This is a genomic window from Leucobacter salsicius M1-8, from assembly GCF_000350525.1.
Classification (GTDB): Bacteria; Actinomycetota; Actinomycetes; order Actinomycetales; family Microbacteriaceae; genus Leucobacter; species Leucobacter salsicius.
Genome location: NZ_AOCN01000012.1, coordinates 33,710 through 46,959 on the forward strand (window position 1 = coordinate 33,710; position 13,250 = coordinate 46,959).

The 13,250-nt window shown below is 63.1% G+C and carries 10 protein-coding genes and 2 pseudogenes; 5 read left to right on the forward strand and 7 right to left on the reverse strand.

Annotation, left to right across the window (positions count from 1 at the left end; all coding sequences use genetic code 11):
• Nucleotides 1-5 precede the first annotated feature (5 nt).
• Both C795_RS0104130 and C795_RS0104135 read left to right on the forward strand, forming a co-directional pair.
• Nucleotides 6-1,358, forward strand: a complete 1,353-nt coding sequence (locus C795_RS0104130; protein WP_017792495.1) for a hypothetical protein — start codon at nt 6-8, stop codon at nt 1,356-1,358.
• A gap of 6 nt (nt 1,359-1,364) precedes the next feature.
• Nucleotides 1,365-2,831: an SCO6880 family protein gene (locus C795_RS0104135; RefSeq protein ID WP_017792496.1), complete on the forward strand. Its 1,467-nt coding sequence runs from the start codon at nt 1,365-1,367 to the stop codon at nt 2,829-2,831.
• A gap of 8 nt (nt 2,832-2,839) precedes the next feature.
• On the opposite strand, the gene C795_RS0104140 is transcribed toward C795_RS0104135, so the two are convergent.
• Entirely contained in the window at nt 2,840-3,697 is an 858-nt protein-coding gene (locus C795_RS0104140) for a DUF4062 domain-containing protein (protein ID WP_017792497.1), read from the reverse strand.
• Nucleotides 3,698-3,787: 90 nt separating this feature from the next.
• On the opposite strand from C795_RS0104140, the gene C795_RS0104145 reads away from it, so the two are divergent.
• Both C795_RS0104145 and C795_RS0104150 read left to right on the forward strand, forming a co-directional pair.
• The gene (locus C795_RS0104145) at nt 3,788-4,570 is read left to right on the forward strand and encodes a hypothetical protein (protein WP_017792498.1); all 783 of its coding nucleotides are present in this window, start codon (nt 3,788-3,790) and stop codon (nt 4,568-4,570) included.
• On the forward strand, nt 4,567-6,081 hold the full coding sequence (locus tag C795_RS0104150) for an ATP-binding protein (protein ID WP_017792499.1): 1,515 nt from the start codon (nt 4,567-4,569) through the stop codon (nt 6,079-6,081). The genes C795_RS0104145 and C795_RS0104150 overlap by 4 nt, the downstream gene beginning before the upstream one ends.
• Before the next feature lie 64 nt (nt 6,082-6,145).
• Here the strand turns inward: C795_RS0104150 and C795_RS17740 are convergent, their stop codons facing one another.
• Both C795_RS17740 and C795_RS17745 read right to left on the reverse strand, forming a co-directional pair.
• Complete coding sequence (locus C795_RS17740; protein WP_232225433.1) at nt 6,146-7,450, reverse strand: FAD-dependent oxidoreductase; 1,305 nt, start codon at nt 7,448-7,450, stop codon at nt 6,146-6,148.
• Nucleotides 7,451-7,489: 39 nt separating this feature from the next.
• Nucleotides 7,490-8,092, reverse strand: a pseudogene (locus C795_RS17745) (aquaporin); the annotation flags it as partial.
• A 37-nt stretch (nt 8,093-8,129) separates the two neighbouring features.
• Here C795_RS17745 and C795_RS0104160 point away from each other — a divergent pair.
• A complete protein-coding gene (locus tag C795_RS0104160; protein ID WP_017792501.1) occupies nt 8,130-8,807 on the forward strand; it encodes an arsenate reductase/protein-tyrosine-phosphatase family protein in 678 nt (225 codons plus the stop codon).
• Between the two features lie 126 nt (nt 8,808-8,933).
• Here the strand turns inward: C795_RS0104160 and C795_RS16255 are convergent.
• The 4 genes and pseudogenes from C795_RS16255 to cmtR form a co-directional block, all read right to left on the reverse strand.
• A pseudogene (locus tag C795_RS16255) lies at nt 8,934-10,157 on the reverse strand (IS3 family transposase).
• A gap of 150 nt (nt 10,158-10,307) precedes the next feature.
• Nucleotides 10,308-10,616, reverse strand: coding sequence for a DF family (seleno)protein (locus C795_RS0104180; RefSeq protein WP_017792503.1), 309 nt, complete (start codon nt 10,614-10,616; stop codon nt 10,308-10,310).
• Complete coding sequence (locus C795_RS15165) at nt 10,613-12,553, reverse strand: heavy metal translocating P-type ATPase (protein WP_017792504.1); 1,941 nt, start codon at nt 12,551-12,553, stop codon at nt 10,613-10,615. Before C795_RS15165 ends, C795_RS0104180 begins: the two co-directional genes overlap by 4 nt.
• Before the next feature lie 50 nt (nt 12,554-12,603).
• A complete protein-coding gene (gene cmtR / locus C795_RS15170) occupies nt 12,604-12,975 on the reverse strand; it encodes a Cd(II)/Pb(II)-sensing metalloregulatory transcriptional regulator CmtR (RefSeq protein WP_033349070.1) in 372 nt (123 codons plus the stop codon).
• Nucleotides 12,976-13,250 lie beyond the last annotated feature (275 nt).

Below are 13,250 nucleotides of genomic sequence, written 5' to 3' on the forward strand. Positions count from 1 at the left end.
CTGCGATGAGTGTCTGCGATATCCCCGTCATATCCAACGTCTGCGATGCCGTCGGCGAAGGCGCCGCAACCTTGGTGTCGGCCCCTTTTGACTGGCTCGCCTCCACGATGGGTCAAGCCGCGGGCTGGCTCATCGAAGCCATGTGGACTGTCTTTGACAGCACGACCCTCGTGGACGTCCAATCCGAGGGCTACCTCGACGTCTACAACCTGCTCTTTGGCATCGGTGTCTTCATCGTCTTGCTGTTTTTCTGCTTCCAACTCGTCCTCGGCCTCATCAGACGGGAGCCCGCCGCGCTCTCACGCGCAGCACTCGGCGCAGCCAAAGCCGTTCTCGGCTCCTTCGTCGTCATCATGTTGACGGCAACTGCTCTGGAGATCGTGGATCAGTTGTGCATCGGTGTCGTCCAGGCGGCAGGAGAAACCACCGAAACTATGGGCGACAAGATCGCGCTCCTCACCGCCGGGCTCACCACAATCAACATCGCGGCCCCAGGCGTCGGTGCGATCGTTACGATCTTCCTCGCCGGGCTGATGATCTGTGCGGTCGCGATTGTCTGGTTCTCGCTCCTGATCCGTAAAGCGTTGTTGCTCGTCGCGATCGTGCTCGCACCCATCGCATTCGCTGGAGCGGCCTGGGATGTCACCCGCGGATGGATCGGTAAATGGGCCGCGTTCGTTGTCGCGCTCATCATCTCCAAACTCGTCCTCGTCGTCGTGTTCCTCATCGCGATCACGCAGGTCTCAACGCCGATTGAGGCCGATTTGTCTTCCGTGACTGAACCGATCTCAGGCATCGTGCTGCTGTTCATTGCAGCCTTCGCGCCATACATGGTCTACCGGTTCATCTCGTTCCTCGGCTTCGATCTTTACCACGCGATGGGAAGCGAGCAAGAAGCAAAGAGCGCCGTGAACCGGCCCGTTCCCGTGCCGTCGAAACCGCAGAGCGACGGAGTCAAGAAGGTGCTCGATGGTGGCTCCGGCGGCGGTGCGACGCCGAACGCCACCCCCGCAGCAACCGGTGCGCCCAGCACCTCTGCTTCAACTGGAGCGACATCCAGCGGATCAGCTGCCGGTGCAGGTGCAGGATCCGGCGCGGGGGCCAGTGGTGCTGCCGCGGCTGCCGGCCCCGCGGCAGCGGTCGTTATCGGCGCGGAGGTCATCAAAGGTGCCGCGACTGCCGGACCTCAGCTCGGCGGCGCTGTTGCTGGGACGGCCGAATCAGCTACCGCTGGTGCGGATGGACCGGCCGCGGCTTCCGCCGCACCTCATTCAACGCCTCAGCCTCCCGCGCCCCGAACCGATCCTGCACCGCCCAGCACCCAGCCTCCACAGCCGCGCACGGCAGGAAAGGAATAGCCCACCATGTCGAAGAACTATGACGATCAACGAGCCGGTGATCTCGTCCCGGTGAAGTTCTCCCGGCTGACGCGACGCGGCGTCCTGCTTGGCCTGTCACTCTCGCAGCTGATCGCACTCGGACTTGGCGTCGGCTCACTGGTGTGGGCGTTCTACGCCGGAGGCGGCATGTTCATCGCGTTCTCGGCACCCGTGTGGCTCTCCGCCGCGGCGACGGTGTGGATCCGGATCTCTGGACGGGCAATCGTCGAATGGATTCCCGTTGTTTTCTGGTGGCTCTGGAAGAGCACCGGTGGCCAGTTGCTCTATCGGCGACGCGTTGTGAGGCCACGGCCTGCGGGTTCACTCGCGCTACCCGGCGACATGGCGCGGCTGCGTGAGTATGAGGATCCGATCACTGGCGCCGCGATGGTTCATGACCCGACCGCGAGCACTCTCACAGTCATCGTTGCCGTCTCGCATCCAGCATTCGTGCTCCTCGATCCCGGCGAGCAGGATCGGCGCGTCAGCTCTTGGGGTCGTGTGCTCGCAACCGTGTGTAGGTCTGGTCGACTCTCGATGCTGCAAATACTTGAGCGCACGCTGCCAGATTCTGGCACCGGGCTCGCTGAATGGTGGGCATCACATGGCAACGCCAATGATTCATGGGCGTCAACGACGTACGCCGAACTAATTGAGCGCGCCGGGCCAGCGGGTGAGCGCCACGCCACGACACTCTCCCTCTCGCTAGATATGCACGCAGCTGCACGACAGATCCGCACTGCCGGTGGCGGCATTCGCGGTGCTGCAGCTGTTCTTCGCCAAGAGATGTCCACGTTGATCGCTGCGCTACGATCAGCCGACCTCGCTCCGTCGGATTGGTTGTCGTGCGGCGAGATCGCTGTGATCTTGCGCTCTGCGTATGACCCCGCAATCGCAGCGACGCTCGAACGCCACGGTGAACTCGGCCAGTCACTCGCCACCGCGGGGCCGGTCGCCGTGAATGAGTCATGGTCAAGGTTACGCACAGACTCGGCGTTTCATGCGGTGTTGTGGATCTCAGAGTGGCCCCGCTCGATGGTCTATCCCGGCTTCCTAGCGCCGGTGCTTTTGTCCTCAGGGATCCAGCGTTCCTTCTCGCTGCTATGCACTCCGATGCGGTCGGATCAGGCAGCACGCGACATCCGCAAGAAGAAGACCGAGTACATCTCAGACGCGGCTCAGCGCCAGCGCATCGGCCAGATCGAGGATGCCTCGCAGACCGCTGAGTTTCAGGATGTGCTCCAGCAGGAAGCCGACCTCACCGCGGGACACGGAATCTTGCGTTACACGGGGCTCATCTCAGTTTCCGCACGGACCGCTGACGAACTCGACGCAGCCGTCGCCGCGATCGAGCAGGCCGCCATCCAGGCATCGTGTGAGACTCGTCTCCTCGTCGGCCAGCAGGCTCAGGCGTTCACCGCGGCGGCACTGCCGTTATGCCGCACCGTCTGAAGCATCCCTTATCCGACGTGAAAGTCTCGTTCCTTCAGCTCGCCGTCCTCGTTCCAGCGGATTCGAAGAACATCCGGGTCGCCTCCACCCATGTGGTGCATGACGGTGAGTCGTCGGGTTTGGCCTGCATGGATCACTGTTGGCGTACTGTCGTTACCCAGCATCATGCTTGAGTTATCACCTACCGTCTCAAACGTGACCTCGTGTGCGTCTTCGTCACCAGTATTAGTGATCTCAATCCAGTGCCTGTTCGAGTATCGAGGCTTGCCTTTGTTGTCGAAGCTCTTAACCTCACGCTCCTGTTGCGGCTGAGCGGTAAGTTGAACGCCACGCTTCGAAGAAATCAGTGTTGGTGCTTCGAGATCCAGCTGAGCGATATCAAACTCAATAGCCTTCCAAACTTCATGTCCTAACTGAGCTGCGGTCGCAAACTCGCCCAGCAGGCCACGTTGGCTAACTTCAGCCCTGAACTCACGGAGGCCATCCAGCTGGCGTGTATCCACATCATTCGGTAGCGAGGCCGTCGAAAAGTAGAGGTGTACCGGCATTCCACTGGAGACTGCCCGTTCGATCTCTTCGACGGTTCCGGAGACTGCGTCTGGGGTTGGAGAGCCCAATCGACTGCCAAATAAGGCGAAGACTATATCGGACTCGTCAACGCCTTGAGAGTTGATCAGCGACTGTGGATGGTCTCCCAGGACTGGAACAGAGGAACTCTCCCATCTCCACGGCAACAGCACGATCTGCTTGTTCTTTGCATTTGCATTGTTCCAACCGTTGATCGAGGCTTCGACAGCATCGCGGGCATCGGGGATGTCTGACGGCGACGCGATCATTACGCGGAGGACAGTTGCACCAAAGCTCATGTGTTCAAGGGTATCCAACGCTTCCGACACTGCCTCGGGTGTCGTCGCTCACCTGGTTGGCAACTGCAGCCATAACTCCAGGAGGTCACCATGCCCACGTTCTATGACCCCGGCGCTGATGCCGGGGAAGTATCCGAAGCTTTGCGCGGGCTCGCGCACGCTACTCGTTCATTCGAGAATCCACAGGATCTGTACGGGGTGCTCGGCGACCTGCTGTCAGGCGTGCGATCACTCAAACAGGTGCTCGATCAGCTCGCCACCGCCCATGTCGAGAATCGGCCGCGCGCGGTTGGTGATCATGGTGACCACACCATCGGGTCACAGGACGCTCTTGCGTCCGCCGACGAACTCCATCAGGCCGCGAGCCTGATCGACCAGGCAGAAGAGCGACTCGACGCAGCGGCAGCGGCTACGAGCCGCGTTGCTTGGCGCGACGACCCAGCCGCAAACGTACCCCAGGCTGCTCGATGGATCAGTGTCGTCTTCCTGCAAGGCCCAGAGGCAGATGAGGTTCTCGACATGATCGACAGAGACGGCGCTCTTGCCGGGCTCGACCATCTGAAATCCTGGGACTTCGGTGACGAAACCACAAGCGCGGCAATGGAGAACGGATACGTTTACGACGTTCCGCCGAGCGGTCCACTTGAGCGTGAGGTACGAGATGGCGACTGCCATCTCGCTTACAGCCACAGCTTCGAGCACGTCGCCCTGTACCGACTCCATGGTGTTGCACCAGCTGACCGGCTACCCGATGACAAACGGACCCTTGGTGCCCCGTCGGCATCGAGACCGACGCGTGAGCAGCAGCAAACGTCATGGTTCGAGCCCGCCAGCATCACGGCGATCAAGCAGCAAAGGGGCCTGGGACTATGAGCCACGTTGATGCCGAACGCCTGCACACGTCGGTCCTCGTCGCTCCAGCATCTGAGAAGCGGCGCGTGCGCAGGCAGCGCAGTCAGGCTGCCGCGAAGTTACAGGCTGAGCAGCAGCAGTCGGAGCGAAAGGCCGCCCGCGCAAAGTACGCCGCCGAACTGGCAGAACGTCGGGCCGCCACGTATCTCCCGGCAGCTGGAGAGCTTGGCACTGCCCAGCTGCGTTCTTCCGGAAAGCTTCGCCTACCGCGGCATCAAGACACGTCGGCAACCCTCGCTGGCGCGTACCCATTCCTAGCCGAAGGCGGCCTCGGACCTGACGGGGTTTTCGTTGGTCAGGACCTGTACTCTGGTGGGTCCTTCGTCTACGACCCATGGGTGCTCTACGCACGCGGCCTCATCACCGCGCCAAACCTCGTGCTCGCGGGCATCGTCGGTTCCGGAAAATCCAGTCTGGCCAAAAGCCTCTACACACGATCGCTCCCGTTCGGCCGTCGTGTCTACGTTCCTGGCGATCCGAAGGGTGAGCACACTGCGGTAGCCGAAGCCGTCGGCGGCAAAGCAATCGTGCTCGGTCACGGACTCTCTACCCGGCTGAATCCTCTCGACGAGGGCTATCGGCCCACAGGTATGAGTGAGGAGAGCTGGTCAGCCACCGTCTCCGCGCGACGACGCGATCTGATCGGTGCACTCGCGGAGACAGTTCTGACGCGACCTCTCACTCCGCTGGAACACACGTCGATCGATACAGCGCTGACTGAGGTCGTACGCAGCAACGATGTACCGATCCTTCCGATGGTCGTCGACCACATCCTTGCCCCGACCTCGGAAGCGGATCTCGATGGGCGTCTCGCCGAAGACGGACGTCTCGTTGGGCACGCACTGCGGCGGTTAGTCTCGGGTGATCTCGCCGGGCTCTTCGATGGCCCGTCGACCGTCACATTCGATCCGACGCTGCCGATGATCTCGCTTGATCTGTCACGGGTGACGGAGAACTCGACGCTGATGTCGGTGCTCATGACGTGCTCGTCGGCCTGGATGGAGTCCGCGCTGCTCGACCAGAACGGCGGCCAGCGCTGGTGTATCTATGACGAAGCATGGCGTCTCATGTCTCATCCGGCGTTGCTGCGACGCATGGATGCTCACTGGCGGCTGGCGAGGCACTACGGAATCGCGAACATGCTCATTTTCCATAAGCTGACCGATCTGGAGAACGTCGGAGATCAAGGATCCGCAATGCGAGCTCTGGCCAATAGCCTGCTCGCGAACGCCGAAACGCGGATCATCTACCGCCAGGAGTCCGACCAGCTCGGAGCCACGGCGAAAGCACTTGGACTAACCGGCACCGAGCAGAAGCTCCTGCCCGGGCTCGGTGTGGGCCAAGGACTTTGGCGCATCAAGGACCGTTCCTTCGTATGCCAGCACCAACTGCATCCCGGGGAACTGGAACTCTTCGATACCACCACCAGGATGACTGGCGACTCCCGTAAGTTCACGATTCGTGAACCCTGAAATGGTGGGAACTCACGGGTCCAGGTGCTGTTTCAGCGTATCTGGACCCGTGAGTTCGTGCGGGTCAGGCTGGGGTCGCGGCGAGGCGGTTTTGCGCTTCCCATGCCTGGGTCGCGACCTGGACGGCGTCCCATGGGGAGCCGAGGGGTGGGGTGTAGGAGAGGTCGAGTTCGGTGATCTGCTCGATGGTGAGCCCGGCGTAGAGGGCGGTGGCGTAGGTGTCGACGCGTTTGGCGACCTCGGTGCCGCGCCTGCCGACGAGTTGCGCGCCGAGCAATCGGCCATCGCGGGTGTTGCCGGTGATGCGGAAGTGGATGGGGTGCGCGCCGGGGTAGTACCGCTTGTGATCGTCGGCCGCCGCCGCGATCGTCGAGGGCGTGTATCCGGCGGCGATCGCCTCGTGATCGCGCAGGCCGGTGCGGGCGGCGACGAGGTCGAAGACTTTGACGACCTGGGTGCCGACGGAGCCTTGGAAGGCCCGGTTGCCGCCGAGCGCGTTCTCTCCGGCGATGCGGCCCTGCTTGTGGCTCGTGGTACCCAAGGGCAGGTACGTCTGGCCCAGGAGGCGGTGGTGGGTGATGATGCCGTCGCCGGCGGCCCATACGTGCGGGAGCCCGGTGCGCATGTGCTCGTCGACGACCACGGCGCGTCCCGCGCCGAGGCGTGCCCCGGCCCGTTCGAGCAGTTCGGTGTTCGGCCGGACACCGACGACGACGAGGACGAGGTCCGTGGTCTGCGTGAATGGCTGGCCGGCGCGGGTGCCGGTGACGGTGAGGCCGGCCGGGGTCTTCTCGATGCCGGTGACGGTCGTGCCGGTGACGACCTCGACCCCATGCGTGGTGAGCTCGTCGTGGACGAGGGTGCCGAGTTCGGGGTCGAGGGTGGAGAGCACTTCGGGGCCGCGTTGAAGCTGGGTGACCGTCATGTCGCGGGTGATGAAGGCTTCGGCCATCTCAAGGCCGACGTAGCCGGCGCCGACGATGATCGCGGACTGCGGCTGCCGCGCGGTGAGGTCGTGGTCGAGGGCGAAGGTGTCGCCCATCGAGTGGATGACATGCACCCCGTCTACCGGGGTGAGCTGGTCGAGGCCGGCGATGCCAGCGTGGGACGGGAGGGCACCGGTGCCGACGATCAGTTCGTCGTAGCCGATGTCTTCGGTGCGGCCGTCAGGGGTGCGGACGGTGAGGCGCCGCCCTGCGACGTCGATGTCCGTGGCGAAGGTGTTGAGCCGCAGGCTCATCCCGGTCGCTTCCAGGTCGGCGGCGGTGCGGTGCGCGAGCGACTGCCACGGCTGGACTTCGCCGGTGAAGTAGTAGGGGATGCCGCAGATGGAGAAGTTCGGATACTCATCCGCCACCACCACGGTCACGTCGGTGCTGGGGTCGAGTTCGCGGGCGCGGAGGGCGGCGGAGATGCCGGCGAAGGTGTCGGTGAAGATCCGGCCGATCGTCACGGCCTGGTTGGCGAATGACGTGGAGGAGGTGAACCAGTACGCGGCGCCGATGTAGGCGCCGACCGCGGGGGCGACCAGGGCGCTGCGGCCGGTGCGGGCGAGGGCGAAGATCAGCAGGACGAGGCCTGCGGTGGCGACGACATCGCCGAGCAGATGCCCTGCCGAGAACCGATCCGTCGTGGCGATCGTCGTCGGGGCGTCGAACATCAGGTTCGCCAGCACCGCCCCGCCGATCCCTCCGGCGATCTGCGCGACGAGGTACGCGGTGATCTCGGTCGGCCGGTGTCGGGTGCCGAGGAGCCGGTCGGCGAGGGTGACGACCGGGTTGAAGTGCGCCCCGCTGACGGGCTGGAAGATCAGGATGAGCACGGTCAGGCCGAGCGCGGTCGCCAGCGAGTTCTCCAGCAACTGCAGGCCGACGTCATCTGGCGAGAGTTGCTGGGCGGCGATGCCGGAGCCGACCACGACGGTCACCAGCAGTCCGGTGCCGAGGAACTCGGCGATCGCGCGCCGCCACAGCGGCGAGGAGGTCGATCTTGCGCTTGTTTCGTGGTTCACCTTGACGACGATACATTGCTCAGTCACTATTGAGGTAATGAACATTGAGCGAACTGACTTGACGGGGCGAGTGGCGCGGTATGCGGCGCTGGCCGATCCGGTGCGACTGCGGATCATGGACCTACTGACCCTGGGCGATGTCGCCCCGGTCGAGCTGCAAGCCGGGCTGGGAATCTCGTCCAGCTTGCTCGCGCATCACCTGAACCAGCTCGAGCACGCCGGATTCCTGGTGCGCACTCGGTCTGAGGCCGACCGGCGCCGCACCTACCTGCACCTCGCCCCCGACGCGTTCTCGGGGCTGACCCCGTCGCCGGGGCTCGGGGTGCGGCGGGTGGTGTTCGTCTGCACCGGCAACTCCGCCCGCTCCCAGCTCGCCGCCGCCCTCTGGCACGACGCCAGCGACATCCCGGCAGCCTCGGCCGGCACCCACCCGGCAAACGCCATCGAGCCCGGCGCGATCGCCGCCGCGAACCGGCACGGCCTCACCCTCCGCGCCACCCGGCCGCGCGCACTGGAGGACGTGGCCGAGGCGGACGACTTCGTGGTCACCGTCTGCGACACCGCCCACGAAGAACTCGCCGGCACGGGCGGGGTGCACTGGTCCGTGCCTGACCCCGTGCGCGACGGGTCCGATGCTGCATTCGATGCGGCCTTCGAAGACATCGCCGACCGCATCCAGAGCCTCGCCCCGAGACTGACCACCACCAAAGGATGACGACGCTACCCCGCCAGGGGCGAGCGCTGAACCGATGGCCGCGAGCATCAGTTCTCCATCTGCAGCGCACAGGCGTGAGTGCTCAGGAGTGATTTGGCCTGACTAAAGTTCCGACATGGTTGTCCGTTACATCGTCAGTGCGGGCAACGGTTCAGTGACAGCGTAGTACGCCGCTTCAACCTCTGCAGGGGTACGCATATCAAGCTCCCCGTGAAGGCGTTCGTTGTTCCACCACCACACATATTCCAACGTCGCAAGCTCGACCTGCTCGACCGTTTTCCAAGGCCCCTGCTGCCTGATCAATTCGGCTTTGTAGAGCGCGTTCACTGCTTCAGCCATCGAATTGTCGTAGCTATCGCCGACTGTCCCGGTTGACGGGATCCGCGCCGAGCTCTGCGACCCGGTTGGTGTAGACCATCGACATATAATTCGAGCCGTGGTCGCTGTGATGCACCAACCCCTCGAGATCACCACCGGCCTGCCAGGCCGCCATCTCAAGCGCTTGCAACGGCAATACCTCGGCCTTGAGTGTTGAAGCGACATTCCAGCCGACGATTCTGCGCGAGTACACGTCGGTCACGAACGATACGTACGCGAACCCAGACCACGTCGCAACATAGGTGATGTCGACGACCCACAACCGCTTCGGTGCTGCCGCAGTGAAGTTCCGATTCACGAGATCACCTGGCAGCCGGTCCGCCGGGTCGCTCTTCGTGGTGAATGCCCGTTTCGAGCGTTGCACGCCGCGTACTCCAGCGATCTTCATGAGCCGCTCGCAGGCGTCACGGCCAATTTCCCAGCCCTCACGCCGCAATAGGGCATGCATTTTGCGGCGACCATACACGCCGTAATGCTTGTGGTGGAGGCGCGTGATCTCCGGGATGAGGATCTCATCACGGAGGTGCCTAGCTGAAGGCAGCCGGTTCCTCGCTGCCCGATACCCGCGTGAGGTGAGGAAACCACGGACTGCCGCACGTAGCGTGCGGCAGAGGAACTCGACCCCGAAACGATCACGATACTTATCGATGAATCGGATCATTTCGATCGTGGCCGGTCGAGTTCCTGCGCGAAAAATATGCTCGCAGCTTTGAGAACTTCATTCGCTTTCCGAAGCTCCGCATTCTCGCGGCGCAACCGACGGTTCTCTTCATTCATATCGGTGGTGACACCGGGCTTCGCGCCAGCGTCGACCTGGGTTTGGCGATGCCAGACGCGAAGCGTGTCGGGCGAGACTCCAAGGAGCCCGCCGATGTGTTTACTCGCCGCATGAAGACTTGCGTGTTCGGGTAGAGCTTCGGTGAGCATGCGGAGGGCGCGCTCACGGAACTCGGGTTCGTATTTCTTGGCCATGGTGTTCCTATCCTTGTAAAAGATCGGAACTTTAACCAGGCCAAATCAGACGAGAAGTCCAACAAGGAGGGCCACCAAGTAGAGCCGCACCTGGAATCGCTCCATCCACTCGACCCCGGCTCGCATGGCTCTCATTCTCCTCTATGTCAGTTACAGGTGATTCTGGAGTGCTCGCTCGATCTGCGTTCGGGTGGGCGTTCCGGCAAGGCCGTATTCAGTGAAATAGACCCGGCAGGCGAGCGAAGTGGTCTGTCCATCGGACGGAAACAGGTCTTCACCGTCGACGACGATAGTTGGCGAGCCAGCGAACGCAGTACTCGCTGCTTCGTTTGGCGTGCGGATAACGACGAACTCAACAGCCACATCCGCCAGACCTGCACCGTCGAGTACTTGTCTGGCCCGTGCCCCGGCCTCCTCCCAGCTGGGGCATTCTTCGATATGTAATACCTGAACCTTCATGCATCCACTCCTTCGTTCTTCACTTCGGGTGTGGTCTTTGCATTGCGGTTCTGCTCTGATGCGATCGGGTATAGGCGCGGTCGTCGGGTACGGGCAGCGCGTAACCCGTTGGCAATGACAAAAACTTCGGCGACCTCGTGAACCAGGACGACGGCGGCAAGACCGAGTACACCGGTGATCGCCAGTGGCAACAGCACGACGATGATCGCTAAAGACAGAACGATGTTCTGGTTGATGATGTTTCGCCCGCGACGCGCATGGCGCAGCGCTTGTGGGATGAGGCGAAGATCATGACCTGTGAAGGCGATATCGGCAGACTCTATGGCTGCATCCGACCCGGTTGCGCCCATTGCGATGCCGACGGTGGCCGAGGCCAGCGCGGGGGCGTCATTGATACCGTCACCAATCATGCCTGTCGGCTGTTGCTTCACTGAGTCGGTGATTTCACGGGCTTTATCTTCGGGGCGTAGTTCCGCGCGCACGTCAGCGATCCCAGCGATCTTCGCGAGAGCGTTCGCGGTGCGGGAGTTATCGCCAGTGAGCATCATTACCTCGACCCCCAGGTCACGGAGTGAGGCAACGGTTTCGGCGGCCTCGGGCCGGAGCTCGTCGCGGACACCAATCGCACCGACAGTGTGCCCGTCGCGGGTGACCATGACGCAGGTCTGACCGTCTGATTCCATCGCCGCGACCCTACTCGCGAGGTCACCGGCCGGGGTGATCCAGCGGGGGCTCCCGACGGTGATCTTGTGGCTGTCGACATGGCCGGTGACGCCGTGGCCGGGTGTTTCGCTCACCCCGGATGCGGCGGGTGTACCCGGGGCCGCGGCGGTGATAGCGGCTGCAAGTGGATGGGTGCTGTGCTGCTCGATGGCCGCTGCCCAGGCGAGCACTTCTTCGCGGGAAACACCGTCGGCTGCCTCGACCGCGGTGACTGCAGGCTGGTTGCGGGTGAGGGTGCCGGTCTTATCGACAGCGATACGACGCAAGGTGCCAAAGCGTTCGAACGCCGCACCGCTCTTGAATATCACTCCAAAGCGACTCGCGGCACCAATCGCGGAAACGACTGTGACCGGCACCGCGATCGCGAGTGCACACGGGGAGGCCGCGACAAGCACAACCAGAGCGCGAATGATCCACGTCTCCGGGTCACCGAACAACGACCCGATCGTCCCGACGAGCACAGCGAGGATAATCACGCCCGGTACAAGTGGGCGTGCGATGCGGTCCGCGAGGCGGGCGCGCTGACCTCGGTCCTGCTGCGCCTGCTCCACGAGCCCGACGAGAGTAGTCAGCGAGTTGTCTGTGCCATCAGCGGTGGCGGTGATTTCCAGTGACCCGGAGGTGTTGATCGACCCCGCCGCGACCTGATCGCCAGCGGTAACTTCCACGGGGATAGATTCCCCAGTGACCGCCGAGGTGTCCAGCCTGCTCGCACCCCGAGCGACCGTGCCGTCGGTTGCGATGCGTTCACCGGGCCGCACCCGCAACACATCACCGCCCCGGATCTCTCGTGCAGGAATCTCGACAGGTATGCCAGCGCGAAGGATGGTCGCCGTCTCGGGTACCAGCTTGAGCAGAGAGCGAAGGCCGGACCGGGCCCGATCCATCGCTTTGTCTTCGAGCGCTTCGGCGATGGAGTACAGGAACGCCAGCGCCGCGGCCTCCTCGACATACCCGAGGATCACCGCCCCAACGGCACTGATCGTCATGAGTAGCGCGATGCCGAGCTTGCCCTTGGTGAATAGACCCCGCAGCGCCCCGGGCACGAACGTGTATGCCCCGAGCAGTAGCCCAATCCAGAACAGCACCAACGCCACCATTTCAGCGGTCGGATTATTCCCCGTCGTCCACTCGGTGACCAGGCCCACGATGAAGAAAAGTCCAGAAGCCAGTGGAATCAGGATCGCTAGATCACGCCACCATGGGCGCTCCATCTCCTCCGTCTCAGCCCCTGTTGTGCTGGGCAGCTCGCAACACGACGCGCTCAATGGGCTGCCTCAGCGGTGTCCACGGTGATGCAGCAACCGGGAACAGTGCAGGCCGGATCGATGCACGGAACCTGCTCGTCGACTGCAAGGGTCACATCCACCAGTGCCGTCAATGCCGCCGTCAGGTGAGGGTCGGCGATCTCGTAACGAGTCTTGCGGCCCTCGGGCTCAGCGGCCACGATCCCGCACCCGCGCAGACAGGCCAGGTGGTTCGACACATTCGTCCGTGTCAGCTCCAATTCCCGCGCCAACTCCGCTGGGTATCCTGGTCCCGAAAGCAATGTCAACAGAATCCTCGACCGCGTCGGATCAGCCATGGCGCGACCCAACCGGTTCATCACGTCCACACGAGAAGCAATAGTCAGCATGTGCTGAACTATACAGTCCTAGATGAACAGTCAGCAAGTGGTGACCTATGAGCTGACGCTTTGGCTGGAACCTCAGAGAAGATCCCGACAATCGCCATCACGCGCGTGATTCCACGGATCGTCGGCGGCGTGGAGTTTCCGCGTCCCAGCGCTCCTCTCGTGAAGCGTTGCGCGCTCGCTAGCCGCAGCGGGGCCATGGCGCACCCGCAACCTTATAGTTGAACACCACCTAACGAGTCAGTGAATTTCGTCACACGAGGTTGCAGCATGTATCG